Below are 24,892 nucleotides of genomic sequence, written 5' to 3' on the forward strand. Positions count from 1 at the left end.
TCGGGGATGACCCAGCAGGGTCGCGGTGGCACCCTGGAGGGATGAGGATCAAGGCGCTCCTGGTGGTGGTCGCGATGCTCGCCACCACGCTCGTGGTCAGCTGGCAGCAGGCACCCCGGGCAGTCGCGTGCAGCTGCGTGGCACTCACGCCGACGGAGCAGGCCGACATGGCCGCGGTCGTCGCGCGCGGCACCGTCGTCGCGGTCGAGCGCCCGGCGGCGCCCACCTCGAGCATGGAGGACGCCACCTACACCGTCGAGCTGACGCAGGCGTGGAAGGGCGATCCTCCCGGCACCGTCGAGGTGCTCACCGCCGTCGACGGAGCCAGCTGCGGCTGGGAGGGCATCGAGGAGGGGATGGAGATCATCCTGTTCGCCCAGCCCGACGGTGCCGCCTGGCGGTCCAACCTGTGCGACGGGTCCGGGCCGGCCGACGACACTGTCGCGGCCGAGCTGACCGCCTACCTGGGAGATCCCTCACGTATGGAGCCGTCTCCTGGGACGCCGTCGGCTGGGGTCAGTCTGCTGGCAGACCCAGCCGTCGCCGCGGGGCTGATTGTCGCGTTGGTCGCGGCGGGTGTCGCGGTGTGGTTCGTGAGGCGGCGCTAGGCGGGTGTGTCCGCCGCGCCCCACCGAGCTTTCAACCACTCCCACCCGCGTTTGATCCGCGACATCAGTGTCCACGCCAGCCACATCATGATGGCGAGCAGGATCGCGGCGACGATCGCGGCCGTAACTGGGAACAGCACCGCCAACGTGGCCACGCTCACCACGCCGACGTCCCCGGCCACGGACGCCGCGACATTGGACACCGGCTCCGGGGATGTGTTGACCGCCAGCCGGATCCCGGCCTTGGACAGATGGCTGAGCAGGGCCGTCACCCCTCCGACGGCGGCCAGCGAGATGGTGAGCAGGTCGCCGTTGGCGCCGGCGATGAGCGCTCCGATGACGGCCCCGGCGATGGGGCGGATCGCAGTGGAGGGCACGTCCCAGATGGAGTCGACGACGGGGATCTTGTCCGCCACCAGTTCGAGGAGGGCGAGGACACCCATGATGATCAGTACGTCGGTGCGCATGAACCCCTCGGGGACGCCGCCGGTGCCTGCGTACCGGCCCAGCAGGCCGAGGATGAACACCGTCGCGTAGGCGTTGATGCCGGAGGCCCACCCGGAGGCGAACGTCATGGGGAGCAGTTCCATGCCGCCATTATGGGGGGTTGGCTACTTGTCATGCTCAAGGTCGTGCTCGACCCTGAGCATGACAAGTAACACTCGGGACCCCGTCGGGGGCGGCAGCACGGCGGTGCAGGCGCCGGGCGACGGCGGGTCAGGCGGCGGAGGGCTCCCACCCGGCGGGCATCATCACCTGCAGCCCCTTCGGCTCAACAGTCACCGTCACCGAGGTCACTTCGCCGAAGTGGTCCCCGTCGAGCTCGATCTCCTCCGGCTCGCGCAACCACACCTCGATGCGTCGGCACTGTTGGTAGCTCAGCTCGCGGTTCCCGCCCTGGCTGCGCTTCCGGCCGCGGAAAATGGCGTTGTCGACCAACACCTTCCACGCCACGCGGACCCACCCGAAGCGGCCCTGCGGTTCCACCGCGACCACATCGAGCACCCCGTCGTCGACGGCGGCGTCCGGCATGAGGAGCACGTTGCCGCCGATCGATCCACAATTGCCGACAAGCACCGTGTGCACCCGCGCGCGCTGGGGGGCGTCGTCGTCGAGGCGGTACTGCAGACGCATCCGGTGGTTCTTGCGCAGCGACTCCAGACCGGCCTTCACGTAGGCCACCATGCCGAACTTCTTCTTCAGCTTCTCATCCGCCGACGACATGATCTGGGCGTCCAGGCCCATGCCGGCCATCACGACGAAGGTGCGCTCCTCGCGATCGCCGCTCTCCCGCGTCCATGCGGCGATCCCCAGGTCCACCGGCCGCGCCACGCCCTCGAACGCCGCCTTCACCGATTCGGGCAGGTTGTCCAACGTCAGCTCCAGGTTTCTGGCCAGCAGATTGCCCGTGCCCTGGGGACAGAGCCCGAGCGGCACCCCGCTACCCCGCAGGCCCTCGGCCACGGCCCGGATGGTGCCGTCACCGCCGACCCCGAGCACCACCGCGCACCCCTCGTCGACGGCCTGCCGTGCCATGCCGGTGCCCGGATCCTCGGCGGAGGTCTCCAGCCACAGCGACGGACCCCAGCCCGCCGTCTTCTCGGCCGCACCAACCACCTTCTCCAGCCCCGCACGTTCAACCTTCGTGGGGTTGAACACGACGGCGGCGCGCCGGCCGCGTGCCCCCGTCGCCTCGCCCGATGCCACAGACCCGCCGCTTGCCTCAGCCATGTCAGTCAGTCCTTCCAGACGGGGATGACCCGCGAACCGTCGGGCTTCGGCTGCTCCTGCCACACGATGACCGACCAGGCCGCAACGGTCGCGGTCTCGGACACGATCAAGCCCTCACCCTCGTTCCAGTAGTTGCAGGCAGGCTCCGCGAAGGTCGACGTGTCGATGAGCCGCCGCCACACGTAGCCCTCCAGGGGCGGCGGGACCTTGAACTCGATCTCGTGGTCGGCCATGTTGATCATCACCCAGAAGTCGTCCCCCGGGGAGTCGATCTGGATGGAGACCGCCCGGTCCCCCTCCATGGGGAACCCCTCGCCCGACGGGGTGTGGAAGAGGTAGGACACGTCCTTGTCGTCTGCCACCATGTCCCCCCAGCGCCTCTGCTGGAGCGCCTCGTGCCGCTGGCGGAGGTTGGCGAGGAAGGTGGCGAAGCGGAACTGCCCGTTGACGTGCGGGGGCGTCTCGTACTGCCCAAGATTGTCGTGGTACGGCTCGTCGACGCCGTCGGCCACCGGCACCCGCTGCGGGGCGTTGGTGGGGATCATGGCGTAGTTGTTGCGCATCGCCACCGAGTCCAGCGCCCACGGGTTGTTGTTGCCGTTCTGGGTGCGGCCGAACTCGTCGCCGGCCACGATCATCGGCACCCCACGGGAGAAGAACAGGATGGTCCAGAGGTTGCGCAACCGCTGGCGGCGCAGCGCCTGGGAGCCCCCCGAATCCCACGACAGGTTGTCGTCCGACCCGCCGTCGGAGGGACCGAACGGCGGCGGCTGGTGGTTCTGCTTCTCCTGGTAGGACACCAGGTCCGCCATGTTGAAGCCGTCGTGGGCGGTGATGAAGTTGATGGTCTTCTGCGCGCCGCCGCTGTCGTGGAAGTGGTGGTAGTCGCCGTTGAACATGTCCGTGAACGCCACCATGTTGGCGTCACCCTTGGTGAAGCGGCGCACAGCGTCGCGGTAGCGGCCGTTCCACTCGCCCCAGCCGCGGGGGAAGTTGCCCACCTCGTAGCCCCAGAGGTCCCACGCCTCGGCGATGACGTCGATGTGCTCGGCCTTCGCCATGGCCGCGATGTCCACCAGCAACGGGTGGTCCGAGAAGAACCGCTTCTGCCTGGCCCAGTCGTCGGCGGCGGCCTCACCGGGCAGGCGGCCGAGCACGGTGGCCAGGTCGAACCGGAAGCCGTCCACCTGCATGTCCTGCGTCCAGTACTCCAGCGAGTCCAGCACCAGCTTCCTGGCCGCCTCGGAGGAGTAGTTCATCTGGTTCGACGTGCCCGTGGCGCCGTCGACCAGGATCTTGTCTGGCGTCATCTGGTAGTACTCGGCGCAGGCGAACCCGCCCAGGCTGGTGAAGCCGGTGGCGTTGACGTCACCGTTCCAGTTGCCGCCCTCGGCGGTGTGGTTGTAGACCACATCGAGGTACACCTCGAGGCCCGCGTCGTGGAACGCGGAGACCATCTCCTTGAACTCGCGGGTGGGCCCGCACCAGCTCTTGTCCGCCGCGTACTGCCGGTTCGGGGCGAAGAAGGACAGCGTCATGTAACCCCAGGCGTTCACCGCGCCGTGGCGGGCGGATTCCGACGCGTTCGTCTCGTGCACCGGCAGCAACTCGACGGTGGTCACCCCCAACGCCTTGAGGTATGGCGCCATCATCCCGGCACCCTTGTAGGTGCCCTGGAACTCCGGCGGGATGTCGACGACGCCCTCGAAGCCCGGTTCGCGGCTGAGCAGCTCGGACAGCCGCGCCACCGACGGATGGCCGGTCAGCTGCTCCACCTGCACCTCGTAGATGACGTTCTTCTCGCTCGGGATGCGGGGCTTCGGCGTGACGGGCGTGTAGTCGGCGATCAGCACCCCCTTCGGCGCGTACGGTCCGGTGTCGATGTTGCGACGGGGGACGCCGTCGACCAGTTCCCCGCCGGTGCCGAACACGCCGTCGTTGACGCCGTAATCATGCAGCTGGTCGGTGAAGACGTTGTGGGTGACCTCGCGGGCGTAGGGATCGAAGAGCACCTTGTTGGGGTTGAACCGGTTGCCGTCCTTGTCCAGGTCGGAGACGAAGCCCAGATCCGACCCCGGCTTCCAGCCCTTCACATACCGCCAGTTCCGGCCCCAGGCGCGGAAGCCGATCAGGGCCCCGAACTGCAGGCCCTGCAACCAGGCCCGCCAGACGCCGTCGCGGCCCTTGGCGAGGAGATAGGTGCGCTGCGCGGAGGCACCCATCGCCTCCGGGTAGATCTCGAGCTGCACCCGCGTGGCGGCCGGGGCGTAGACGGCGAAGGTGACCCCCTCTGCGTGGGGGTGTGTGCCCAGCGGCCAGGTGGCCTTGGACCAGGAGCGCCGGTCGAGCGCTATCACGCGTGTCATGGCGACGATTTTGACACGCCGCCCACCAGATTGCCGCAACGAGCGCCCGGGATCTCTTCCCAACGGGTCGCGGCAGGAGGACGCTGGAGGCATGAACACGCGCCCGAACGTGGTGCTCGCGGTGGTGATCGCGACAGTGGCGCTCCTGGCTGTCATGGCCGGCGTCTTCACCGCCACCCGCGAACAGCCAGACCTTGATCCGTCGACGCCCGACGGCGTGGTCCAGCTCTACGCCCTTGCCCTCATCAGGGGCGACGACGACGAGGCGGTCAGCTACCTGGATCCGTCCCTCGGTTGCTCCGCCCCCCTGCCGGGGGTGCAGCGGCCGCTGCGCGCCAGCCTCACCGTCGCCGACACCCGCGTTGATGGCGACAAGGCCATCGTCGTGGCCGATATCACCGAATCCCAGGGCGGAATGCTCGATACGTGGGAGCATCGCGAACAGTTCGAGCTTCGCGCGCGGGATGGCGAGTGGATGCTGACCGGTCACCCTTGGCCTGTCTACGGCTGCAAGTAGGACGGTGGTGGTTGAGATGGTCTCCGGGTTCATCAGCCTGGCGGTGGTGGTGGGGCTCATCGCCCTGATCGCGACGGGAGTCAGGCGCCGCGGCCCCGGCGTCGACGCGCGCAGCGTGCGCCGATTCTTCCAGTACGCCGTGCTGTATGCCCTCGTGATCGTCGTGGCATTGGGCGTGGACGAGCTGCTGGGGAGGCTGCTGGGCGCCGAGGTGCCCCAGTGGCAGGATCCGTCGGCTGAACTCGCGAGGGGGCTGGCCTTCACGTTCGTCGGCGGCGCCCTGGCGCTGCTGCTGGCCTGGTGGACGCGCCGCATGCACAAGGCGGACCCCACCGAGGCCGAGTCCCCGATGTGGGTGGCCTACGTGACGCTGGCCGCGCTCACCGGAGCGGTCGTCGCGGCGTCGTCGGTGCAGAACGTGGGCTACCTGCTGGTCTCGGACGGGCGCCTCGACGCGGAGTCCGCCGCGACCTTCGTCCCTTGGGCTGCCGTCTGGTGGGTCCACTGGGAGATCGCACGACGGACCCTCGACGAGCCCCGCCAGACCGCGCATCTGCTGCTCGGATCGCTGGTGGGCCTCTCCTTCGGGACCGCCGGGCTGGTCATCACGTTGGGCACCTCGCTGGATCTGCTGCTGCGCCCCGAGACGGTCGGCCGCCCGCTGGGCATGCTCGGCGAGGGAGCCGCGACACTGCTCGTCGGGGCGCTGATCTGGATGCGCTACTGGGCCACGCGGGCCATTGCGTTGCCCCGACGGCCGCTGTGGCTGGCCTTCGTGCTGCCGCTCGGGGTGGGCGGCGGATTGGTGATGGCACTGGTGGCCGGCAGCCGGCTGCTGTGGAGCGTGCTGGTGTGGTTCTTCGGTGACCGGCAGGATCTGACGGCGTCGGGGCACTTCGACAGCGCCTCGCTCGAGTTGGCCGCGCTGCTGGTAGGGGTCCTGATCTGGTGGTACCACCGCTCTGTGCTGGCCTCCGGCCAGGAAGGCCTGGCGCGCACAGAGCCGCAGCGGGTCTACGAATACCTGGTGGCCGGCATCGGGCTGGTGGCTGCCGCCGTCGGCGTCGGCACCCTGCTGGTGACCCTCATCGAGGCCCTCACCCCCGGCATCGACGCCGGCATGCCGGTGGTCAACACGCTTTGGGCTGCGGTGACGCTGCTCGTCGTGGGCGCACCCGTGTGGTGGGTGTTCTGGCGGCGGGTCGGCCTGGGCGCCGCCGTCGATCCCACTGCGGAGGCTGCCTCGCCCGCGCGTCGGGTCTACCTGGTGGTGCTCTTCGGGCTGGCGGGTGTCGCGGCGGTGATCACGCTCATCACGGCCGCCGTCACCCTGCTGCAGGACGTGGTGGCTGGGTCCCTCGGGGCGGCCACCGTGCGGTCGATGCGCTACGCGCTGGGGACCCTGGTTGGGGCGGCCGCGGTGTCGGCCTATCACGGGGCGGTGTTCCGGGCCGATCGCGTGGCCGGGGCCTCGGCGCGCCCGCGGGGGCCGAGGACCGTGGTGCTCATCGGCGCAGTAGGGCCGGAAGTGGACCGCGAGGTCTCCCGCGCGACGGGGGCCCACGTCGAGGTGTGGGGGCGGTTGGACCACCCGTCCGCGGACTGGAATGTCGCGGGGTTGGCCGACGAGTTGGCCCTGTATCCGGGCCTGGACGTGATGGTGCTCGCCGAGGGCGGTGGGCATCGGGTCGTGGTGGTTGACCCGAGCGGTCGTCGCGCCGCGAGCCCCGATCCTGACTGACCTTCCCGACGCTGATTGAGCCCTCCCGGATTGAGCCGGGCACAGCCGCGCAGGGGGCAGGGGCGCAGCGCAGGGGGCAGGGGCGCAGCGCCGACGCCCGGGGGCGGATCAGTCGTCGTCGACCTCGCCGGCGAGCGCCTTCGCGGCGAGGTTCTCCTCCTCCGCGACCTCCCACACCTCCTTGGCTGCCCGTAGGTTCAGCGCCAGGATGCCGATCCCGAGTAGCAGGTCCGGCCAGCCGTTGGGCACCAGCGTGAGCGTGACGATGCCCATCGCGATGATGCCGAGGTTGATGATCACGTCGTTGCGGGCGGCGAGCCACGCAGCGCGGGTCAGGGAGCCGCCGTGGTCACGCTGCCGCAGAAGCAGAATCGCGCAGATGGTGTTGATGACGACGGCGCCGCCGGCGGTGAGGATCAGCGAGAGAGGGTCTGGTGCGTCTGGGTTCTGGAACTTGGCGATCGCCATCCACAACGCGGCCACGGCGGGCACCAGGATGATCCCCGCCATCACCTTGCCCGCCACGGAGCGGTGCGCCAGCGGCCAGCCCAGTGCGGCGAAGATCAGCAGGTTGACCGCGGTGTCCTCGAGGAAGTCCACCGAGTCCGCGAACAGCGACACCGACCCGATGGCCAGCGCCACCGCGTTCTCGACGAAGAAGTAGCCCAGGTTCAGCAGGGCGACGATGAGGACGGTCCGTTTGAGGGCGCGGACGCGGGTGGGGTCGATTTCGTGCACGGCCGACAGGGTACCCCTCGCAGAGTGGGGGTCCAGGGCCGGTCTACCCTCCCCAGATCCCCACTCTCGGAGGGCCGCGCAGCGCCCCCCGCTGGCTGAGGTGCCGCGCAGCGGCCCCCCGCTGGCTGAGGTGCCGCGCAGCGGCCCCCGCTGGCTGAGGTGCCGCGCAGCGGCCTCGAAGCCTCACAGAAGTGACCCTGTCAGCAAACGTCAGTGAGGCCTCGAGGCTCGTCGCTGCGCTCCTCACTCCTCAGCCCGGGGGAAGCCCTTCCGCGACACCCGCGCATCGCGTAGGCTGGAATCACCCAAGAAAGGTCAGGACAAATGAGTCTCTCCATCGGGGTCATCGGCGCAGGCATCATGGGCGCCGATCACGCTCAGAACATCCATCGATTCATCGCAGGCGCCGACGTCGTCGCCATCGCTGATCCGGACAAAGACCGCGCCGAAGCGGCCATCGCCGGAATCCCCGGCGCCCGCGTCCTCACGGACCCGAGCCACCTCATCACGGCCGACGATGTGGACGCCGTCGTCATCGCCTCACCGGACTTCCTGCACGCGGATCAGGTCAAGGCCTGCCTCGAGGCCGGCAAGCATGTGCTGGTCGAGAAGCCGCTGGCCTACGACTCGGCCACCTGCGCCGAGGTGGTCGCGGCCCACCGCATCGCCGTCGGTGGCGGAACCGCCCGCGCCGCCGTCGGATTCATGCGCCGGTTCGACCCCGGCTACGTGGCCATGAAGGCGGCCATCACGTCCCGCCAGCACGGCCGGCCGCTGATGATCCACTCCGTGGGTCGCGGCGTGTCCTCCGGGCCGGGGGCCACCAACGAGTCGGTGGTCTTCAACTCCGCCATCCACGACCTCGACCTCATTCCGTGGCTGCTGGACGCTCCCGTCACCGAGGTCAGCTGGCATGCCGGCCACCCGAGCTCCACCGCCAACAACCTCGCGGACCCGTTCCTCATCCTGGTCCGCACCGCCGACGGGTCCCTCAGCACCGTCGAGGTCTTCCTCAACGCCCGGTACGGCTACGACATCCGCTGCGACGCTGTCTGCGAGACCGGCGTGCTCACCGTCACCGAGCCAGCGAAGCTGCTGGTCAACGCCAACTTCGCCACCTCGTCGCCCATCGCCATGGACTGGCGTCCGCGCTTCGCGGACGCCTACCGGCTGGAGCTGCAGGAGTGGGTGGACTCCGTGCGCGAGGGTCGGCCGTCGACGGTGGCCACGCTGGAGGACGCCGAGCGGGCCACCCTCGTGGGGGAGGCCGTGGTCGAGTCGATGTACACCGGCGGCAGGTTCGTCGAGGTCGATCGGTGAGGGCGCTCCCCCAGCCACGCCCCGTCGGCGATGTCCCCAGCCTGCGCTGGGGCATCCTCGGCACCGGCTGGATCGCGCACCAGTTCGTCTCCACGCTGCTGGCCAACACGGGCCAGCGGGTGGTGGCGGTGGGGTCGCGGACGACTCAGCGGTCGCGGGAGTTCGCCGACGGGTTCGGTATCGAGCACGCGTTCGGCTCCTACGAGGAGTTGGTGAACTCTGACGTCGATGTCATCTACGTCGCGACGGGGCACCTCGACCACCTCGCCCACGCGCGGCTCGCGCTGGAGGCCGGCAAGCCGGTGCTGGTGGAGAAGCCGATGACGCCGAAGCTCGCGGACACGGAGGAGCTGGTGGGGGTGGCCCGCAGCCGTGGGCTGTTCTGCATGGAGGGCGTATGGTCGCTGGCGCTGCCGCGTTACGACGTCGTCCGGCAGATCCTCGAGAGCGGAATGCTGGGCGAGGTCCGGTCCGTGGCCGCCGACATGGGCGAGTACCTCGTCGACCATCACCGAGCCATGGACCCGGCGCAGGCCGGCGGCGCCATGAACGACCTGGGCACCTACCCGCTGATGTTCGTGGACTGGGTTCTGCCGGGCTTGAGTGTCGCGGCGGCCACCGGGCAGCGGCACGCGACGGGCGCCGTCGGGCAGTTCGCGGCGCTGCTGGTTGATGGCGAGTCGAGGCAGGCGGTGGTGCACGCGTCGATGGTCGCGGACACGCCGACGACGGCGGTGGTCGCGGGGTCCGAGGCCACCCTCGTCCTCGACGGACCGTTCTACCATCCTGGCCCCGTGGAGGTGCGGTTCCGTGACGGCGAGGTGCTCCGCTGGGAGGAGGAGCGGGTGGCGCACGTGGGGCTCTACCACGAGGCGCTCGAGGTGGCGCGGTGCATCGGCGCGGGGCTGACGGAATCGCCGATCCGGCCCTTGGACGCGACGCTGTCCACCATCACTCTGATGGAGCGGGCCCGCGATCTCATGGGCGACCCCCTCCCCTGACCCACCCGTGGGGATCGCCCCACCCGCTGGGGGCGTCGACGCGGCACCGGGCCGCTCGCGCGCCGCAGCCGGCTCAACCAGCTGGGTCGTAAGCTCTCCACATGTACGAACACGTGTTCTGGGACATGGGCGGCACCCTGGTGGACACCTACCCGGCCCTGGATTCCGCCCTGGCTGCGGTGGTCCGCGCCCACGGCGGCGCTGTGGACGTGGCTGAGGTGTCGCGGCTGACGCGGGTGTCGACGGGGCACGCCGTCGCGACACTCGCCGCTCGGTTCGGGGTACCGGAGGCCGAGTTCGAGGCGGCGGAGGATGAGCTGAAGGCCCAGTGGCGGCTGGATCCGGCTCCGGCGATGCCGGGCGCGCGCCAGCTGCTGCATGACGTGCGGGCGGCCGGCGGACTCAACCTCGTCGTCACCCACCGCGACCGTGCAAGCGCGCAGTCACTGCTCGACGGCCTCGGGCTGGAGGCGGACGATCTCATTTCCACCACCGACGGGTACCCGCGCAAGCCGGACCCTGCGATGTACCTCGCGATGCTGCAGCGGCACGGGCTGGACCCGGCGGGGTGCCTCGCCGTGGGCGACCGTCCGATCGACGCGGACGCCGCCGCAGCGGCGGGGCTGGCCACGGCGACCCTCGAGTCGCCGGAGGCGCCGGTGGAAGACCGCGCGGACCACTCCGTCGCCACTCTGGACGAGCTCCGCCCTCTCCTCGGGCTGTCGGACGGCTGAGGGTCGCGGCCCCGGCGCGGTAGGTGTTCCTCCAAACGGGCCCTCGGTCCCCTGAGAGCGCCGAGCCCCCGCCTGGAGGAACATCTACCGCACGACCCCGGGGAGCCCCGACCGGAACCCGGCCACTCTAGTTGAAGATTGGATTACCTTGCGGCGCGGCGTAGACTGTCGGCCGTGAACCATCGCCTCCTCCTCGTCCATGCCCACCCCGACGACGAGTCCAGCCAGTCCGTCGCCACAATGGCGCGGTACCTCGACGAGGGCGCCCAGGTCACGTTGGTCACCTGCACGCTCGGCGAGCTCGGCGAGATCATGCTGCCCGAGTGGCAGCACTTCACCCCCGCCCAACTCGGCGACCACCGTCGGATGGAGATCGACGCGGCGCTGCGCGAGGTGGGCGTGACCGATCACGTGTACCTCGGCGGCGTGGGCCGCTATCACGACTCCGGCATGACCACCGGACCCGACGGCAAGGCGGCCGTGCCGGACGAGATGCCCGCCAACGCGTTCTGGCGCGCGGACCTCCTCGAGGCGGCCAACCACCTCGTCGAGGTGATCCGCAGCCGCCGCCCCCAGGTGGCCGTCACCTACGATCCGCACGGCAACTACGGCCACCCCGATCACATTCAGGCGCACCGGGTGCTTCTGTATGCGAGCGTGCTGGCGGCGTCGCCGTCGCACCGCCCAGACCTCGGCGCACCGTGGCAGATCCGCCGCATCCTCTGGAACACCCACAACACGGACAAGTGGGTAGAGGCGTACTTGATCGCGAAGGAGCGCGGGCTGGAGTTGTGGCCGGAGCAGGAGCGCGACGCCGACAGCTTCGGGCCGGACCCGGCGCAGATCGTCGCGCTGATCGAGACCGCGCCGTGGCTGGACGTGTGCCGGCGGGCGCTGGGCTCTCACCGTAGCCAGGTGGACATCGAGCACCCGTTCTGGCAGTTCTACCGGATCATGCAGGAGCTCCCGGGCTCCGGCGAGGCGTACCTCATGGGCGCCGGGGAGCCGTTCCCGAAGGTCGACGGGCTAGCCAGCTGCCTGTTCGCCGGTCTGCGGAGCGACGACGTCGCCGGCTGACCGGGACAGGAAAAGGGCCCTCGATGACGCTCATCGCGGGCCCCTTCTTGTGGAGTGCTAGCTCGCCAGCAGCGCGGCGAACTCGACGAAACCGTCGTCTGTGGCCTGACGGGGCGCCGCCACGAGGGCGGCGGCCAGCTCGTCGGCCCCCTCCTTCACCCGCCTGGCGAGCGATGCGGCGCCGGAACCGCCGAAATCGGAGGTCGCGGCGAACACGGCGGTGCGCACTGGCAGCGCGCCCAGATAGCTGAACAGCGGGCGCATCGCGAACTCAAGCATCAGCGAGTGCCGCTCGGTGCCTCCGGTGGCGGCCATCAGCACGGGCTTCCCAGCGAGCGTGCCCGGCTCCAGGATGTCGAAGAAGCTCTTGACGAGCCCGCTCATGGACGCGGAGAAGGTGGGCGACACCACGACCAGCGCGTCCGCCCGGGCCACGGCGTCGACCACCGTGGCGAGCTCACCGGTCGGGAATCCGGTGAGCATGGCGTCGACGATGGGGTGGGCCAGCTCGCGCAGCTCGGCGACCGTCACCTCGGCGCTCTCGCCTCGCTCCAGCAGGTTCTCGCGGAGGCGGGACACCACGGCGTCGCCGAGGACGCGGGTGGACGACGGCGTGCCGAGGCCGCCGGAGATGACGACGATGCGGGACATGGGGATGGTTCCTTTCGCGGAAGGGGCGTGCTGGGCTGGAGGGGGTTTGAGCAAATGGCACGAGTCGATGCGGTTTGATCGTTCAAGAAGGCCGGTTTCGCGGTTTGACCCGTGCCATTTGCTCAAACCCCGACCCGCGCCGAGCGCAACTCAGAGGCGGTTGTCGTCCTCGGCCCGGGTTCCGGTCCACCGGTCGACGGAGGGCTCGGTGCGCTCCGGCTCCTCGACGGGGGCGCGGGCGGCCAGGAGCGAGGCGTGGGTGGGCGCATCGGGCACGTGGGCGGGCTTCAGCGCCGCGAACTCCTTCCGAAGCACTGGCACCACCTCCTCGCCGAGCATGTCGATCTGCTCCAGCACCGTCTTCTGCGGCAGGCCCGCGTGATCCATCAGGAACAGCTGGCGCTGGTAGTCGCCCGCGTACTCCCGGAAGCCGAGGACCCGCTCGATCACCTGCTGCGGCGAGCCCACCGTCAGCGGCGTCTCCCGCGTGAACTCCTCCAACGACGGCCCGCCGCCGTAGACCGGCGCGTGGTCGAAGTAGGGGCGGAACTCGCGGATGGCGTCCTGCGAGTTCTTCCGCATGAACACCTGCCCGCCGAGCCCGACGATGGCCTGGTCAGCCCGTCCGTGGCCGTAGTGCTCGAACCGACGACGGTACAGCTCCACCATGCGCCGGGTGTGGCTCGGGGGCCAGAAGATGTTGTTGTGGAAGAAGCCGTCGCCGTAATAGGCGGCCTGTTCGGCGATCTCGGGCGAGCGGATGGAGCCGTGCCACACGAACGGCGCCACATCGTCGAGCGGGCGGGGGGTGGAGGTGAAGCCGTGCAGCGGGGTGCGGTACCTGCCCTCCCAGTCGACCGATTCCTCGCGCCAGAGCTGGTGCAGCAGAGCGTAATTCTCCACCGCGAGCGCGATGCCGTCGCGGATGTCCTTGCCGAACCACGGGTAGACCGGTCCGGTGTTACCGCGGCCCAGGATGAGATCCACGCGGCCCTCGGCCAGGTGGGACACGTAGGCGTAGTCCTCCGCGAGGCGGACCGGGTCGTTGGTGGTGATCAGCGTGGTGGCCGTCGAGAGGATCAGCCGCTCGGTCTGGGCAGCCAGGTAAGCCATCAGCACCGTCGGGTTGGCCGGCGCTACGAACGGCGGGTTGTGGTGCTCGCCGGTGGCGAAGACATCCAGCCCCACCTCCTCGGCCTTCTTCGCCAGCTCCACCGTCGCGCGGATGCGCTCGTGCTCGGTGGGAGTGCGCCCCGTGGTGGGGTCTGTGGTGATGTCCCCAATGCTGAAGATGCCGAACTGCATGACTGCTCCAAACTGTTTGCTACCTCTACGATAGACCAAACAAGTTGAAAATGAAACTATTCCCGATCAGGGACGGCGGCGTCCGAGCAGCCACATGATGAACCCCACGACGAGCAGTGTGAATCCGATGCCGAGCAGCGCGATCACCCCGAGCAGGCCGCCCACGGAGCCGACGATGTCCCCCACGTCGAGCGGCGGCGCGATGAGGAGGCCGGTCTGTTCGCAACTGACGGTGTACTCGCCCTCGGGCTCGCCCGGACCGCCGATCCTGGCCATCGATTCGTAACTCACGTTGTTGACCGAGAACTGATAGCTCGCGCCCCCGAGGTCGATGTTGGGCACGGCCTCGGTGGGGCCGATGATGTCGCAGACCGGCATGATCCCGCTGGGCGCGTAGAGCACCAGCGAGTCACCACCTGTGACGGTGACGACTGTCTCTCCCATCACCGGCGTGCTCTGGCTGGCCGACGGAATGATCTGCATGAAGCTCCGCCCGACGGAGAACCCCAGCACCACACCGGCCACCAGCATCACCGCGCCGACGGCGGTCAGGATGGGCCCCAGCTTGCTGCGAGGCTTCGCCGGCTGCTGCCAAGCCCCGGGCTGCCCGGGCCACTGAGCGGATGGCTGGGACTGACCGTAAGGAGGCTGGCCCTGACCGTAGGGCGGTTGACTAGGCCCATAGGGCGGCTGACCAGGCCCGCCGCCCCACGGAGGCTGAGGGTTCGACGGCGGCTGGGGTGCGCTCATGCCGCCACTATGCCACCGCCTCAGCAGACCTTTCGGGTCCAGCCGAACTTGTCCTCGGCGCGGCCGAACTGGATGTCGACAAGGTGCTGGCGGATCTCACGGGTCTTGCGGCCCGGGACGCCGTCGGCCACGGTCTGCACGCCCCGAGCCGGCGAGTTGAACCCGGTGATGGGCGTGACGACGGCGGCGGTCCCGCAGGCGAACACCTCCGGGATCTGACCCGATTCCACGCCGTCGAGCACCTCGTCGACCGAGATGGGGCGCTCCACCGGCTCGAGCCCGTGCTCGGCCGCGAGCGCCAGGATGGATTCGCGGGTCACGCCGGCGAGGATGGAGCCCAGCGACGGGGTCACCAGTTCGTCGTCGGCGGTGACGAACATGATGTTCATCGTGCCGCACTCCTCCACCCACTTGTGCTCGGCGCCGTCGGTCCACAGCACCTGTCCGCAGCCGTTGGCCGCAGCCTCCTGCGTGGCGACGAGGCTGGCGGCGTAGTTGCCGCCGCACTTCGCAGTGCCGGTGCCGCCGGGGGCGGCGCGGGTGTAGTTGGGCGTGATCCACAGCTTCACCGGCTCCGAGTAGTACGGGCCGGCCGGCGTGGCGATGACGGCGAAGCGGTAGGTGTGGGCTTCGCGGACGCCGAGGTACGGCTCAGAGGCGATCATGAACGGGCGCAGGTACAGGCTCTGCTCGTTCTCGCCCACAGGCACCCAGTCCCGCTCCAGCTCGACGAGCTGGGTGACCGAGTCCAGGAAAAGTTCCTCCGGCAGCACCGCCATACCCATCCGCTTCGCGGACTGGACGAAGCGCGCGGCGTTGCGCTCGGGGCGGAACAGCCAGATGGAGTCGTCGTCGCGGCGGTACGCCTTGAGGCCCTCGAAGATCTCCTGCCCGTAGTGCAGGACGGCGGCCGCGGGGTGCAGCGCCCACTCCGTCATGGGCACGAGGCGTGGCTCCTGCCAGCCGTCGCCGCCCTGGTAGTCGATGACGGCCATGTGGTCCACGTAATAGCGGCCGAAGCCCGGGTCCGCGAGCGCCGCCAGGCGAGCGGCGTCCGCTGTGGGGGTGGTGGTGCGGGTGAGCGAGAACGTGGCCATGGTCATTGATGGTAGACCCCAGATTTTCCGCCGTCCGCCCTGTCCACAGGTTCGACGACGTCCGAGATCGAGCCGTCGTGGTGTAGCTCCAGGAGCCTCCCGACGGCGAGGCGAGCGAGGAAATCGTCGTCGTGCGAGACGACGAGGAGGCCGCCGCGGTACTGCCGCAGTGCGTCGACGAGGACCTCAACGGTGGCGAGGTCGAGGTTGTTGGAGGGTTCGTCGAGGATGAGCAGCTGCGCGGGTGGCTCCGCGAGGAGAAGCGCGGCCAGGGAGGCGCGGAACCGTTCGCCGCCGGAGAGGGTGCCGAGGGGCCGGAGGGCCGCGTCGCCGCGGAGGCCGAAGCGGGCGAGGCGGTTGCGGATGGCGCCAGGCTCGACGGTGGGGGCGGCGTCGCGGATGCAGTCGAGGACGGCGCGGGCGTCGTCGAGGTGGTCGAGCCGCTGCGGCAGGTACCCGACGCGGGCGGTGATCGAGCCGGCTGCTCCGCTCCCTGAGGGGGCCCACCCGCGGAGCGGCGTGGCCCGTCTCTCGCTCCCTGAGGGGGCCCACCCGCGGAGCGGCGTGGCCCGTCTCGAAGGGTCGTGACCGAGCGTGTCCGCCGACGCAACCATCAACTCGATCAGCAGCGTTTTCCCGACGCCGTTGGGGCCCACCAGCGCGACCCGCTCCGGCCCCTGGATGACGTGAATGACGCCGGCCGCGTCGACGATCTCGGCCAGCCTCCGGCCCGTCCCGACACCCGGGTCCGGCAGATCGATCCTGACCCGCTCGTCGTCGCGGAGCCGGGCCTCGGCGTCGTCGACGGCGGAGCGCGCGGCCGCGATCTTGTCGTCGAACTCCCCGCGCGCCTTACCGATGGCCTTCTCGGAGCGGTTGGCGTAGAAGTCGCGGGCGGCCTTGCTCACCCCGCGAGCGGCAGCCGGTTTCCCCGCGTTCTCGCGCCTGGCCAGGCGCTTCTCCGCCTCGACCTTCTGGCGCTTCTCGGTGCGCAGCTGTTGTTCGGCCGCGCGGAGTGCGCGCCCGGCGGCCTCCTGGGAGATGCCCACCGCCTCGCGGTACACCTCCCAGTTGCCGCCGAACGCCTCGACCTCGCCGTCGCGCACCTCGACGATCGAGCCGACGCGACGCAGCAGCTCGACGTCGTGGCTGACCACCACCGCGGTGCCGCGCCAGCGTTCGAGCAGCGAGTAGACGCGGACGCGGGTGTTGCGGTCCAGGTTGTTGGTGGGCTCGTCGAGGAGGACCACATCGAGTCGACGCACGCTCAGTCCCACCAGCGCCACCAGCATCGCCTCGCCTCCGGAGAGGGTGCCGACGGGCCGGTCCAGGCCCAGGTCCAGGCCGACGGCGCCCAGTTCCTCGGCGGCGCGGGCCTCGATGTCCCAGTCCTCGCCGACGGCGTCGAAGTGGGCGGGATCAGGGTCCCCGCCGACGATCGCGCGCACGGCGTCGACCTGCGCCCGGATGCCCAGGAGGTCGGCAACCGTGTCGACGGTGCGGAGGGTCAGGTTCTGGGGAAGGACGCCCACGCTCCCGCCGACGACAACGGTGCCCGCCGTCGGGGCGATCTCGCCGGTGATGAGCTTCAGGAGGGTGGACTTGCCGGAGCCGTTGTCGCCGACGACCCCCGTGACACCGGGGGAGAAGGCGAGCGTGACGTCATCGAGGCAGGGAGTGCCGTCGGGCCAGGTGAGGCGGACGCGGTTGAACGTGACTGAAAACAAAAGAACTCCGATCGATCAGCGGGACGCGCTGAGACCGGAGCGGACAGCTCGACGGGTCAGCGCAGGGGCGCGGTGCCGATCAGATCTGTCACTGGAGTTCTCCTCGTGAGGGAATACGTCAGAAATATGATGCCACGCGTCCCGTCGTTGGCCAACCGACCCACAGCGGGCTGAGGCGCGAGGAGCGTTCAGTCCTGCGGAATGCGACCCTCCAACGCCCACGCCAGGAACTCCCTCAGGTCGCCCGTCTCGCCGTCGCGACCCCCGCGCCCGATCACCAGCGGCGCCAAAGTCGGCTCCAGCTTCACCCCGCGGAGGCGCTCCATCAGCCCGCCGGGGACGGTCAGGGAGTAGTAGTTGCCTTCGGTGTCGATGCCGACGGAGTGGTTGGTGCGCAGGTACCAGCCCACCTTGTCCGTCTTGACGGGGTGACCGCTCAGCGTCCGCGCCTGCAGGGGTCGGGGCTCGAGCCCCTGGGCGCGCGCGGCGACGATGAACTCGTCGATCAGCACCTTCGCACGGGCAGCCTCGGCTCGCGCGTGCCCCTCGGTGAGCTCGTGCCTGATTTTGGCCGCCTTCTGGCGCTCCGTGAGTTCCTCTGCCACACCCCCAGGCTAGACGACGACGCCGCCCTCAGATGGTGAAGCCGCCGTCGACGACGATCTCCTGGCCGGTGATGTAGGCCGCCTCCTCTGTGACCAGGAATGCGACCGCCGCCGCGACCTCCCCAGGGGCGCCGAAACGCCGCGCCGGGATCGAGGCCTGAAGGCGCTGCGCGTCCGCCGCGTCAGTGTGGAGGCGCTTGAGCCGCTCTGTCGCGGTGTAGCCGGGGGCCACGGTGTTGCAGGTGACCCCGTCCTTGGCGACCTCCATCGCCAGGGTCCGCAGATGGTTGGTCACCGCGGCCCGCATGGCGTTGCTCACCGGCAGGTTCAGCGCCGGTCGCCGCACGGTGAGGCTGGTGATCGCGACGATCCGTCCCCAGCCCCGCTCCCGCATCCCCGCCAGCACGCCGTCGGCGAGCCTCACCGTCGACATGAAGGTGGTCTCGAATCCCGCCTCCCACGCCTCCGGGGACACCTCACTCGGGAGCCCGGGCGGCGGTCCGCCCGCGTTGCTGACCAGGATGTCCACGTCACCGGCCCGGTCGACGAGGCGCAGCACGTCTGCCTCACGGCTCACGTCGGCGGGCACCCAGGAGGCGCCGATCCGCTCGGCCGCCGCCTTCAGCTCCGCCCCGTTGCGCGCCGCGATGGTGACTTCTGCCCCCATCTCGCGTAACACCTTCGCCGTCGCGAACCCGATCCCCCTGCTGGCGCCCGTCACGAGGGCGCGCTTCCCGTCGATCCTGAACATGGCCATGGTGACGACGCTACTCCGCCCATGCGCCCAGCAGTAGACCCCAACGCCGACCCCACTCATGCCGCGGCAACCCTCGTCTGAGAAACTGGTCGGACCGCTCTCTAGGAGGTCCCATGCCGGAGTTTCGCTACGTTGACATGCTGCCGATCGGGCATGACGAGACGCCCTACCGACTGCTCACCACCGAAGGTGTGGAGACGGTGGAGGGACCTGAGGGGCGACGATTCCTCAAGGTGGCGCCCGAGGCCCTGACGCTGCTGTCCGAGACCGCGATGCACGACATCGGCCACTACCTGCGCCCCGCGCACCTGCAGCAGCTGCGCAACATCCTCGACGACGAGGAGGCCTCCCCCAACGACAAGTTCGTGGCGCTGGACCTCATGAAGAATGCGAACATCGCCGCCGGCGGGATCCTGCCCATGTGCCAGGACACCGGCACCGCCATCATCATGGGCAAGCGCGGCCAGCAGGTACTCAGCGAGGGCACCGACGAGCGGCCCCTGTCGATGGGCGTGTTCAACGCCTACACCAAGCTCAACCTGCGCTACTCGCAGAACGCGCCTCTGACGATGTGGGAGGAGAAGAACACCGGCTCCAACCTGCCCGCGCAGATCGAGCTCTACGCAGACACCGCCGTCGGGCATGAGAACTCCTACAAGTTCCTGTTCATGGCCAAGGGCGGCGGCTCGGCCAACAAGAGCTACCTGTACCAGGAGACGAAGGCGGTCCTGAACCCCGCGTCGATGATGAAGTTCCTCGAGGAGAAGCTGCGCTCGCTCGGCACCGCGGCCTGCCCGCCGTACCACCTGGCCATCGTGGTGGGCGGCACGTCGGCGGAGTTCGCGATGAAGACGGCCAAGTACGCCTCCGCAAAGTACCTCGACACCCTGCCCACCGAGGGGTCGATGGCGGCGCACGGCTTCCGCGACGTCGAGCTGGAGAACGAGGTCCTGGAGCTCACCCGCAAGCTCGGCATCGGCGCCCAGTTCGGCGGCAAGTACTTCTGCCACGACGTGCGCGTCATCCGGCTGCCCCGCCACGGGGCGTCGCTGCCCGTCGCGATCGCGGTCAGTTGCTCCGCGGACCGCCAGTGCCTCGGCAAGATCACCCCCGAGGGTGTGTTCATCGAGCAGCTCGAGTTCGACCCCGCCCGCTTCATGCCCGAGCACGTCGACGAGGAGCTGGACGCCCAGACCGACGGCATCACCGGCACCGGCCAGGGCGCGGCCGTCCGCATCGACCTCAACCGCCCCATGCCCGAGATCCTCGACGAACTGCGCAAGCACCCCGTCAAGACGCGCGTCATGCTCAACGGGCCGCTCATCGTCGGCCGCGACATCGCACACGCCAAGATCAAGGAGCGCCTCGACGCCGGCGAGCCGATGCCGCAGTACCTGAAGGACCACCCCGTCTACTACGCCGGCCCGGCCAAGACCCCCGAGGGCATGGCGTCCGGTTCGTTCGGGCCCACGACGGCGGGCCGCATGGACTCCTACGTGGACCAGTTCCAGGGCGCGGGCGGCTCGATGATCATGCTGGCCAAGGGCAACCGCTCGCAGTCGGTCACCGACGCATGCCACAAGCACGGCGGGTTCTACCTCGGCTCCATCGGCGGCCCCGCCGCCCGCCTGGCGCAGGACTGCATCAAGCACGTCGAGGTGGTGGAGTACGCGGAGCTCGGCATGGAGGCGATCTGGAAGATCGACGTGGTGGACTTCCCGGCGTTCATCATCGTCGACGACAAGGGCAACGATTTCTTCGCCGAGGTCAACAAGCCCATCGCCCTGACCATCCCGAAGCGCGAAGGAATGGCACCCTTAACGCCCGCTGGGTGAGCCAGCCGCGGCGCGCAGCGCCCGCCGCTGAGTCGAAGCCCCTTGCGCCCGGTGCAGGGAGCCCCGACACGACCCCGGGCGGCCATGGTCCACCGTCGGCCGTTTTGCTGCCAGCCTGGCTGTGGTCGGGAAGTGAAGCCGCCCGGGCCTCGTGTCAGGTCTCCCTGCACTCGTCTTCCAGTGGCGTGGTCCCTTCCGGGCGCGTGCCGTCACGGCGGCCTCGGGCCGGGTCTGCTCAGGCGTGTTCCGTCGAGTGATGGTCGGGTTGGGCGTGCACGCGCGCAGCCGCCCTGCCGTCCCGCACCCTCGCTCGCAACTCAAAGCCCGTCCCTTCCCCGAATGCCTACTCGGTAGAAATCGTGGCCAACACCACACCAGACCTACCCAATAGTCGACGGGGAGATGAGAGTTCTCTCATGCGCGCGTCGCTCCCCGCTCATGCGGGCGGTGTTGACTGGTGTGGTCGAGGAGGTCTGACATGAAACGGACGCTGGCCGGGTTGGCGCTGATCGTCGCCGTGGCAGCCGCAGGGGTGTGGGCGGTGGCGAGCATGGTCCCACCGGCGGGCACCCCGGTTCGCGAGCCGGCCCTGATGGTGCCCGCCGCGGGGTCGCCGTCGCCGGAATCGACCATCACTCCGACCATCCCCACACCGTCCCCGTCCGACTCGGCTTACCCGGGCGCCACGTCCGGATCGACGACGACGCCTTCGCCGTCCGCGACCCAGACCGCCCACGAGGCCGAGGCGCCCCAGACCGTCGCGGCCCCGAAGCCGAGCTACTACGACGACGACGACGACGACGATGATGATGATGACGACGACCGGGACGATGACGATGACTGACGCGCAGTCACGTCATACCAGCCGGTAGCCCATGCCCCGCACGGTCTCGAACCGCTCCCTGCCCAGCTTTCCCCGCAGGTATCTCACGTACACGTCGACGACGTTGGAGCCGGGGTCGAAGTCGAACCCCCACACATTGCTCAGCAGTTGCTCCCTGCTCAGCACCTGACCGGGGTTGCGCAGGAACGTCTCCGCGAGCGCGAACTCCCGCGCCGACAGGTCCACCGATTTCTCTCCGACGGTCGCGCGGCGGGTTCGAAGATCGAGGGACAACCCGTTGTGGCTGAGCTGCGTCGGGTCCCCCGCCGTCGACCCCGCGTCCGTGCGCAACCGCAGCCGGATCCGCGCCAGCAGCTCCTCGAACGAGAACGGCTTGGGCATGTAATCGTCCGCGCCACCCTCGAGGCCAGCTACCCGGTCCGCCACCGATGACCGCGCGGTGAGCAGGATCACCGGGACCGCGACCCCTTGGCCACGGATCTGTTCGAGCACCTCGAAGCCGTCGATGTCCGGCAGTCCGACGTCCAGCACCACGAGATCGAAGCCGCCGTGGATCGCCAGCGATGCCCCTTCCGCGCCGCTCGCCGTCGAGTGCGAGGTGAACCCGGCGGACTTCAACCCCTTCGCAATGAACGACGCGATCCGCGCCTCGTCCTCGATGATCAGAATCGTGCTCATGAGACGTCGGCCTCCTCGACGGCACGCTCGGGCCCGAGCGGCAGATTGATGGTGAACGTGGACCCGACGCCGGGCTCGGACTCGATGTCCAGCCGTCCGCCGTGTGCGGCGAGGATGGTCTCGACGATGCTGAGCCCCAGCCCGGCGCCGGCCGCGTGGCTCTCGGCTTCCCGGGTCCGCCCGAACCGTTCCCGCACGGATGCCAGCTGATCCGGCGCGATCCCGATCCCCTCGTCGCGCACCCACAGCTGCACCTCGCCGCGGTGGAGCTGCGACCCCAACGCGATCGCCGAGCCCGGCGAGGAGTACTTCACCGCGTTGGCCGCCAACTGAAGCCAGGCCTGGGTGATCCGTGACGGGTCCAGCCACGCCTCGGCGGACGCGATGCGCTCCAGGCGCCACACCCTGTCCCCCAGGGCGCGCGACTTCTCCAGCGTCTGGTCGGTCAGGGCGGCCAGGTCCACCCACCGCGGCTGGACGAAGTCGCTCTCGCCGGCCCGGGCGAGCATGAGGAGGTCGTTGACCAACACCCCCATGCGGTCCACCTCCTCCAGCACCAGGTCGCGGGTCTGCCGGACGTCGTGCGGATCGTGGACGTCGATGAGTTCCATGTGGCCTCGGACGACAGTGATGGGCGTGCGCAGTTCGTGGCCCACATCGTCGAGCAGCTGCCGCTGCCCCTCGACGGAGTGCTGCACCCGGTCGAGCATGCGGTTGATGGTCGCGGACAGAGCGGTGAGGTCGTCGTTGCCGCGGAGCGGGACGCGGGAGGTGAGGTCGCGTTCGTCGATGGACTCGGCAGCCTCGCGCAGTTCCTCGATCGGGCGCAGCAACCTGCCGACCACGAGCCAGGCCAGGAAGACCACGAGCGCCATGGTGGCCAGCGCGATGGCGGCGTACACGGTCATGGTGCGGCGGAGTTCGGCCTCGGCCAGGCCACGGTCCACGACGTGAAGCAGGGCCCCGGTCTCAGTCGGGAACTTCACGGGCACCAGGAGCAGGTGATAGTCCCCCGTGGGCGTGCGGAGCCGCTCCAGGATGATCTCGTCGCCCGTCGCCCACGGAGTGGCGATGGCGATCAACTCGGCGTCGTCCTCCGGCCGCAGCGGCACATCCTCCGAGGCCACCCACCGCACCTGTGATCCCACGAACGCCACCTCGCCCTCGCCCGGGCCGACGACGGTGCGTTCGAGGTAGGTGCGCAGCAGTTCTGAGGGGCCAGCGAAGGGAGCGCCAGTCGCTGGGTCGACACCCCGGGTGGCCAGGACCCTGAGCTCGTCACGTGAGCGCTCCAGCTGGGCGTCCAGGTTCGCGGAGATCACGCGGTCCTGCACCCCGGCCACGATGGCGCCGGATGTAAGGAGGGACAGCCCGGCCAGCAGCACCATCGCCCACATGATGCGGGCCCGAATGGTCACCCGGGTGGCGCCCTGGGGGTCGGGGTCGGTCATGGGCTCCAGTCTGCCCGCTCCGGTGCCCTCTGCCGGGCGTGGCCGCGTGAGAAACGTCTCATGTGGACGAGTCACGGGACGGTCGCCTCGGGGGTGCGCGGTTTCTGTTCCTCCAGGCGTGGTCTCGGGCCCCTCAGGGCGTCGGGAACCGTTCTGGAGGAACAGCAGCCGCGCGGGTGGGTAGAGCCCGGGCTGCCACGACCCGCGAACGACGCGGATGAGAGAGGTCTCACGCTGATCTTCTGGTCGCCCTCATGTTGCCGCTGTCGAATGGTTCCAACGACAACGACGAAGGAGCCCACCATGGCACTCTCAACCCTCACCTGGTTCGCCGCAGCAGCACTCGGCGTCACCGCCGTCGGAGGCGGCCTCTTCGCCTCAGCCGTCAACCAGCCCGAGAACGCCCGCCCCGCGACGACCATCTCGGCCCCCGCTTCGTCCGACGACGGCGACACGACCCCGATTCTGGTCCCGGCCGGCTCCGCGAGCCCCTCGGCCACCGCGGACAGCACCCCCAGCTCCTCCGCCGCTCCCTCGACCCGGTCCGCCGGTGACGATGACAGGGGCGGCGAGCGCGATCGGGATGATCGCGTCGAACTGGGCGACGACCGCGACTCCCGCTGGGACGACGACTCCGATGACGACGGCCGCGATGACTCGGACGACCGTTGGGATGATCGGGACGACGACGACTCGCACGACGGCTACGACGACTCCGACGGCCGTGACGACGATCACGACGATCGTGACGATGACGACGACTGGGATGACGATGACGACGACTGGGATGAGGACTCGGACGACGACGACGATGACGACGGTGACGACGACTGATCTCTCCCGAACCCGAACGCCCCGTCGCACTCCCCAGCGGCGGGGCGTTCCGCTTGTCAGGCCGCTGCACCGGCCGAGAGAGGCTTCGACGCAGCTGGCGCTTCGCGCCGGCTGGCTCACCCACCGGGAGGCCTGCGACCACGCCTCCGGAGAGCCACCGTGTAAGAGAGGCTTCGACGCGGTCGGCGGCGCTCCGCGCCCGACCGGCTCACCCACCGGGAGGCCGGTGACCGCGCCAGAAAGGCGGTGGGTGGTGGGGGCCGGGGCAGGTTGGGTGGGCGTTGATGACGGACGCGCAGCGCGAAGCGCCGCCGCCGGCATCATGGGCGGCCCGGCCCCCACCACACGCCGCCGAACCTGACCACAACACCCGAGACCGAGGCCGGCATCATGGGCGGCCCGGCCCCCACCACACGCCGCCGGACCCGACCACAACACCCAAGACCCACCCAATGGCGGGGGACGCCCACAGCTTGTGGGAACCTCACAATGTTTTCCCCGCGACATTGAGCCGCAACCCCTTCA

General features: G+C 69.7%; 23 protein-coding genes. 10 read left to right on the forward strand and 13 right to left on the reverse strand.

What is annotated here, in order from left to right:
* Positions 1–41 precede the first annotated feature (41 nt).
* Positions 42–608: a netrin-like domain-containing protein gene (locus ACZK39_RS05845; protein ID WP_463612811.1), complete on the forward strand. Its 567-nt coding sequence runs from the start codon at positions 42–44 to the stop codon at positions 606–608.
* Here ACZK39_RS05845 and ACZK39_RS05850 read toward each other — a convergent pair.
* The 3 genes from ACZK39_RS05850 to ACZK39_RS05860 form a co-directional block, all read right to left on the reverse strand.
* Positions 605–1,198 (reverse strand): DUF4126 domain-containing protein, encoded by a 594-nt coding sequence (locus ACZK39_RS05850; RefSeq protein ID WP_182783463.1) that lies wholly within the window; start codon positions 1,196–1,198, stop codon positions 605–607. The two genes, ACZK39_RS05845 and ACZK39_RS05850, sit on opposite strands and share 4 nt — an antisense overlap.
* Before the next feature lie 127 nt (positions 1,199–1,325).
* A complete protein-coding gene (locus ACZK39_RS05855) occupies positions 1,326–2,339 on the reverse strand; it encodes a diacylglycerol/lipid kinase family protein (protein WP_182783465.1) in 1,014 nt (337 codons plus the stop codon).
* A gap of 5 nt (positions 2,340–2,344) precedes the next feature.
* Positions 2,345–4,705, reverse strand: coding sequence for a glycogen debranching protein (locus ACZK39_RS05860; RefSeq protein WP_459055771.1), 2,361 nt, complete (start codon positions 4,703–4,705; stop codon positions 2,345–2,347).
* Positions 4,706–4,796: 91 nt separating this feature from the next.
* Here ACZK39_RS05860 and ACZK39_RS05865 point away from each other — a divergent pair, with 91 nt between their 5' ends.
* Positions 4,797–5,222: a hypothetical protein gene (locus ACZK39_RS05865; RefSeq protein ID WP_182783469.1), complete on the forward strand. Its 426-nt coding sequence runs from the start codon at positions 4,797–4,799 to the stop codon at positions 5,220–5,222.
* 16 nt (positions 5,223–5,238) lie between these two features.
* Positions 5,239–6,963: a DUF5671 domain-containing protein gene (locus ACZK39_RS05870; protein ID WP_463612916.1), complete on the forward strand. Its 1,725-nt coding sequence runs from the start codon at positions 5,239–5,241 to the stop codon at positions 6,961–6,963.
* A 108-nt stretch (positions 6,964–7,071) separates the two neighbouring features.
* Here the strand turns inward: ACZK39_RS05870 and ACZK39_RS05875 are convergent, their stop codons facing one another.
* On the reverse strand, positions 7,072–7,701 hold the full coding sequence (locus tag ACZK39_RS05875) for a cation efflux transmembrane domain-containing protein (protein WP_370585769.1): 630 nt from the start codon (positions 7,699–7,701) through the stop codon (positions 7,072–7,074).
* A gap of 324 nt (positions 7,702–8,025) precedes the next feature.
* Here ACZK39_RS05875 and ACZK39_RS05880 point away from each other — a divergent pair, with 324 nt between their 5' ends.
* The 4 genes from ACZK39_RS05880 to mshB all read left to right on the forward strand — a co-directional run bounded on the left by ACZK39_RS05880 (position 8,026) and on the right by mshB (position 11,833).
* Positions 8,026–9,021: a Gfo/Idh/MocA family oxidoreductase gene (locus tag ACZK39_RS05880; protein ID WP_463612812.1), complete on the forward strand. Its 996-nt coding sequence runs from the start codon at positions 8,026–8,028 to the stop codon at positions 9,019–9,021.
* Entirely contained in the window at positions 9,018–10,022 is a 1,005-nt protein-coding gene (locus tag ACZK39_RS05885) for a Gfo/Idh/MocA family protein (protein ID WP_459055770.1), read from the forward strand. The genes ACZK39_RS05880 and ACZK39_RS05885 overlap by 4 nt, the downstream gene beginning before the upstream one ends.
* A 101-nt stretch (positions 10,023–10,123) precedes the next feature.
* Entirely contained in the window at positions 10,124–10,756 is a 633-nt protein-coding gene (locus tag ACZK39_RS05890) for an HAD-IA family hydrolase (protein WP_463612813.1), read from the forward strand.
* A 174-nt stretch (positions 10,757–10,930) separates the two neighbouring features.
* The gene (mshB, locus tag ACZK39_RS05895) at positions 10,931–11,833 is read left to right on the forward strand and encodes an N-acetyl-1-D-myo-inositol-2-amino-2-deoxy-alpha-D-glucopyranoside deacetylase (RefSeq protein WP_463612814.1); all 903 of its coding nucleotides are present in this window, start codon (positions 10,931–10,933) and stop codon (positions 11,831–11,833) included.
* Positions 11,834–11,890: 57 nt separating this feature from the next.
* Here the strand turns inward: mshB and ACZK39_RS05900 are convergent, their stop codons facing one another.
* The 7 genes from ACZK39_RS05900 to ACZK39_RS05930 all read right to left on the reverse strand — a co-directional run bounded on the left by ACZK39_RS05900 (position 11,891) and on the right by ACZK39_RS05930 (position 18,725).
* The gene (locus tag ACZK39_RS05900; protein ID WP_463612815.1) at positions 11,891–12,484 is read right to left on the reverse strand and encodes a CE1759 family FMN reductase; all 594 of its coding nucleotides are present in this window, start codon (positions 12,482–12,484) and stop codon (positions 11,891–11,893) included.
* A gap of 150 nt (positions 12,485–12,634) precedes the next feature.
* A complete protein-coding gene (locus ACZK39_RS05905) occupies positions 12,635–13,789 on the reverse strand; it encodes an LLM class flavin-dependent oxidoreductase (protein ID WP_463612816.1) in 1,155 nt (384 codons plus the stop codon).
* A gap of 66 nt (positions 13,790–13,855) precedes the next feature.
* A complete protein-coding gene (locus ACZK39_RS05910; protein WP_463612817.1) occupies positions 13,856–14,539 on the reverse strand; it encodes a hypothetical protein in 684 nt (227 codons plus the stop codon).
* 20 nt (positions 14,540–14,559) lie between these two features.
* Complete coding sequence (locus ACZK39_RS05915; protein WP_182783485.1) at positions 14,560–15,636, reverse strand: branched-chain amino acid aminotransferase; 1,077 nt, start codon at positions 15,634–15,636, stop codon at positions 14,560–14,562.
* A 2-nt stretch (positions 15,637–15,638) separates the two neighbouring features.
* Positions 15,639–17,363 carry an ATP-binding cassette domain-containing protein gene (locus ACZK39_RS05920; protein ID WP_463612818.1) on the reverse strand — a complete coding sequence of 575 codons (1,725 nt, stop codon included), beginning with the start codon at positions 17,361–17,363 and terminating at the stop codon, positions 15,639–15,641.
* Positions 17,364–17,551: 188 nt separating this feature from the next.
* The gene (locus ACZK39_RS05925; protein WP_182783488.1) at positions 17,552–17,968 is read right to left on the reverse strand and encodes a hypothetical protein; all 417 of its coding nucleotides are present in this window, start codon (positions 17,966–17,968) and stop codon (positions 17,552–17,554) included.
* A 28-nt stretch (positions 17,969–17,996) separates the two neighbouring features.
* Positions 17,997–18,725: an SDR family oxidoreductase gene (locus ACZK39_RS05930; RefSeq protein ID WP_459055762.1), complete on the reverse strand. Its 729-nt coding sequence runs from the start codon at positions 18,723–18,725 to the stop codon at positions 17,997–17,999.
* Positions 18,726–18,838: 113 nt separating this feature from the next.
* Between ACZK39_RS05930 and ACZK39_RS05935 the strand changes: the two genes are divergently transcribed.
* Both ACZK39_RS05935 and ACZK39_RS05940 read left to right on the forward strand, forming a co-directional pair.
* Positions 18,839–20,560, forward strand: coding sequence for a fumarate hydratase (locus tag ACZK39_RS05935; protein WP_459055761.1), 1,722 nt, complete (start codon positions 18,839–18,841; stop codon positions 20,558–20,560).
* Between the two features lie 478 nt (positions 20,561–21,038).
* On the forward strand, positions 21,039–21,404 hold the full coding sequence (locus ACZK39_RS05940; RefSeq protein WP_182800555.1) for a hypothetical protein: 366 nt from the start codon (positions 21,039–21,041) through the stop codon (positions 21,402–21,404).
* A 12-nt stretch (positions 21,405–21,416) separates the two neighbouring features.
* On the opposite strand, the gene ACZK39_RS05945 is transcribed toward ACZK39_RS05940, so the two are convergent.
* Positions 21,417–22,082, reverse strand: coding sequence for a response regulator transcription factor (locus tag ACZK39_RS05945; protein WP_182783496.1), 666 nt, complete (start codon positions 22,080–22,082; stop codon positions 21,417–21,419).
* Positions 22,079–23,533, reverse strand: a complete 1,455-nt coding sequence (locus tag ACZK39_RS05950) for a sensor histidine kinase (RefSeq protein WP_459055760.1) — start codon at positions 23,531–23,533, stop codon at positions 22,079–22,081. The genes ACZK39_RS05945 and ACZK39_RS05950 overlap by 4 nt, the downstream gene beginning before the upstream one ends.
* A 303-nt stretch (positions 23,534–23,836) precedes the next feature.
* On the opposite strand from ACZK39_RS05950, the gene ACZK39_RS05955 reads away from it, so the two are divergent.
* Entirely contained in the window at positions 23,837–24,367 is a 531-nt protein-coding gene (locus tag ACZK39_RS05955; RefSeq protein WP_459055759.1) for a hypothetical protein, read from the forward strand.
* Positions 24,368–24,892 lie beyond the last annotated feature (525 nt).

The sequence above is a fragment of the Tessaracoccus luoxuelianae genome, assembly GCF_055326245.1.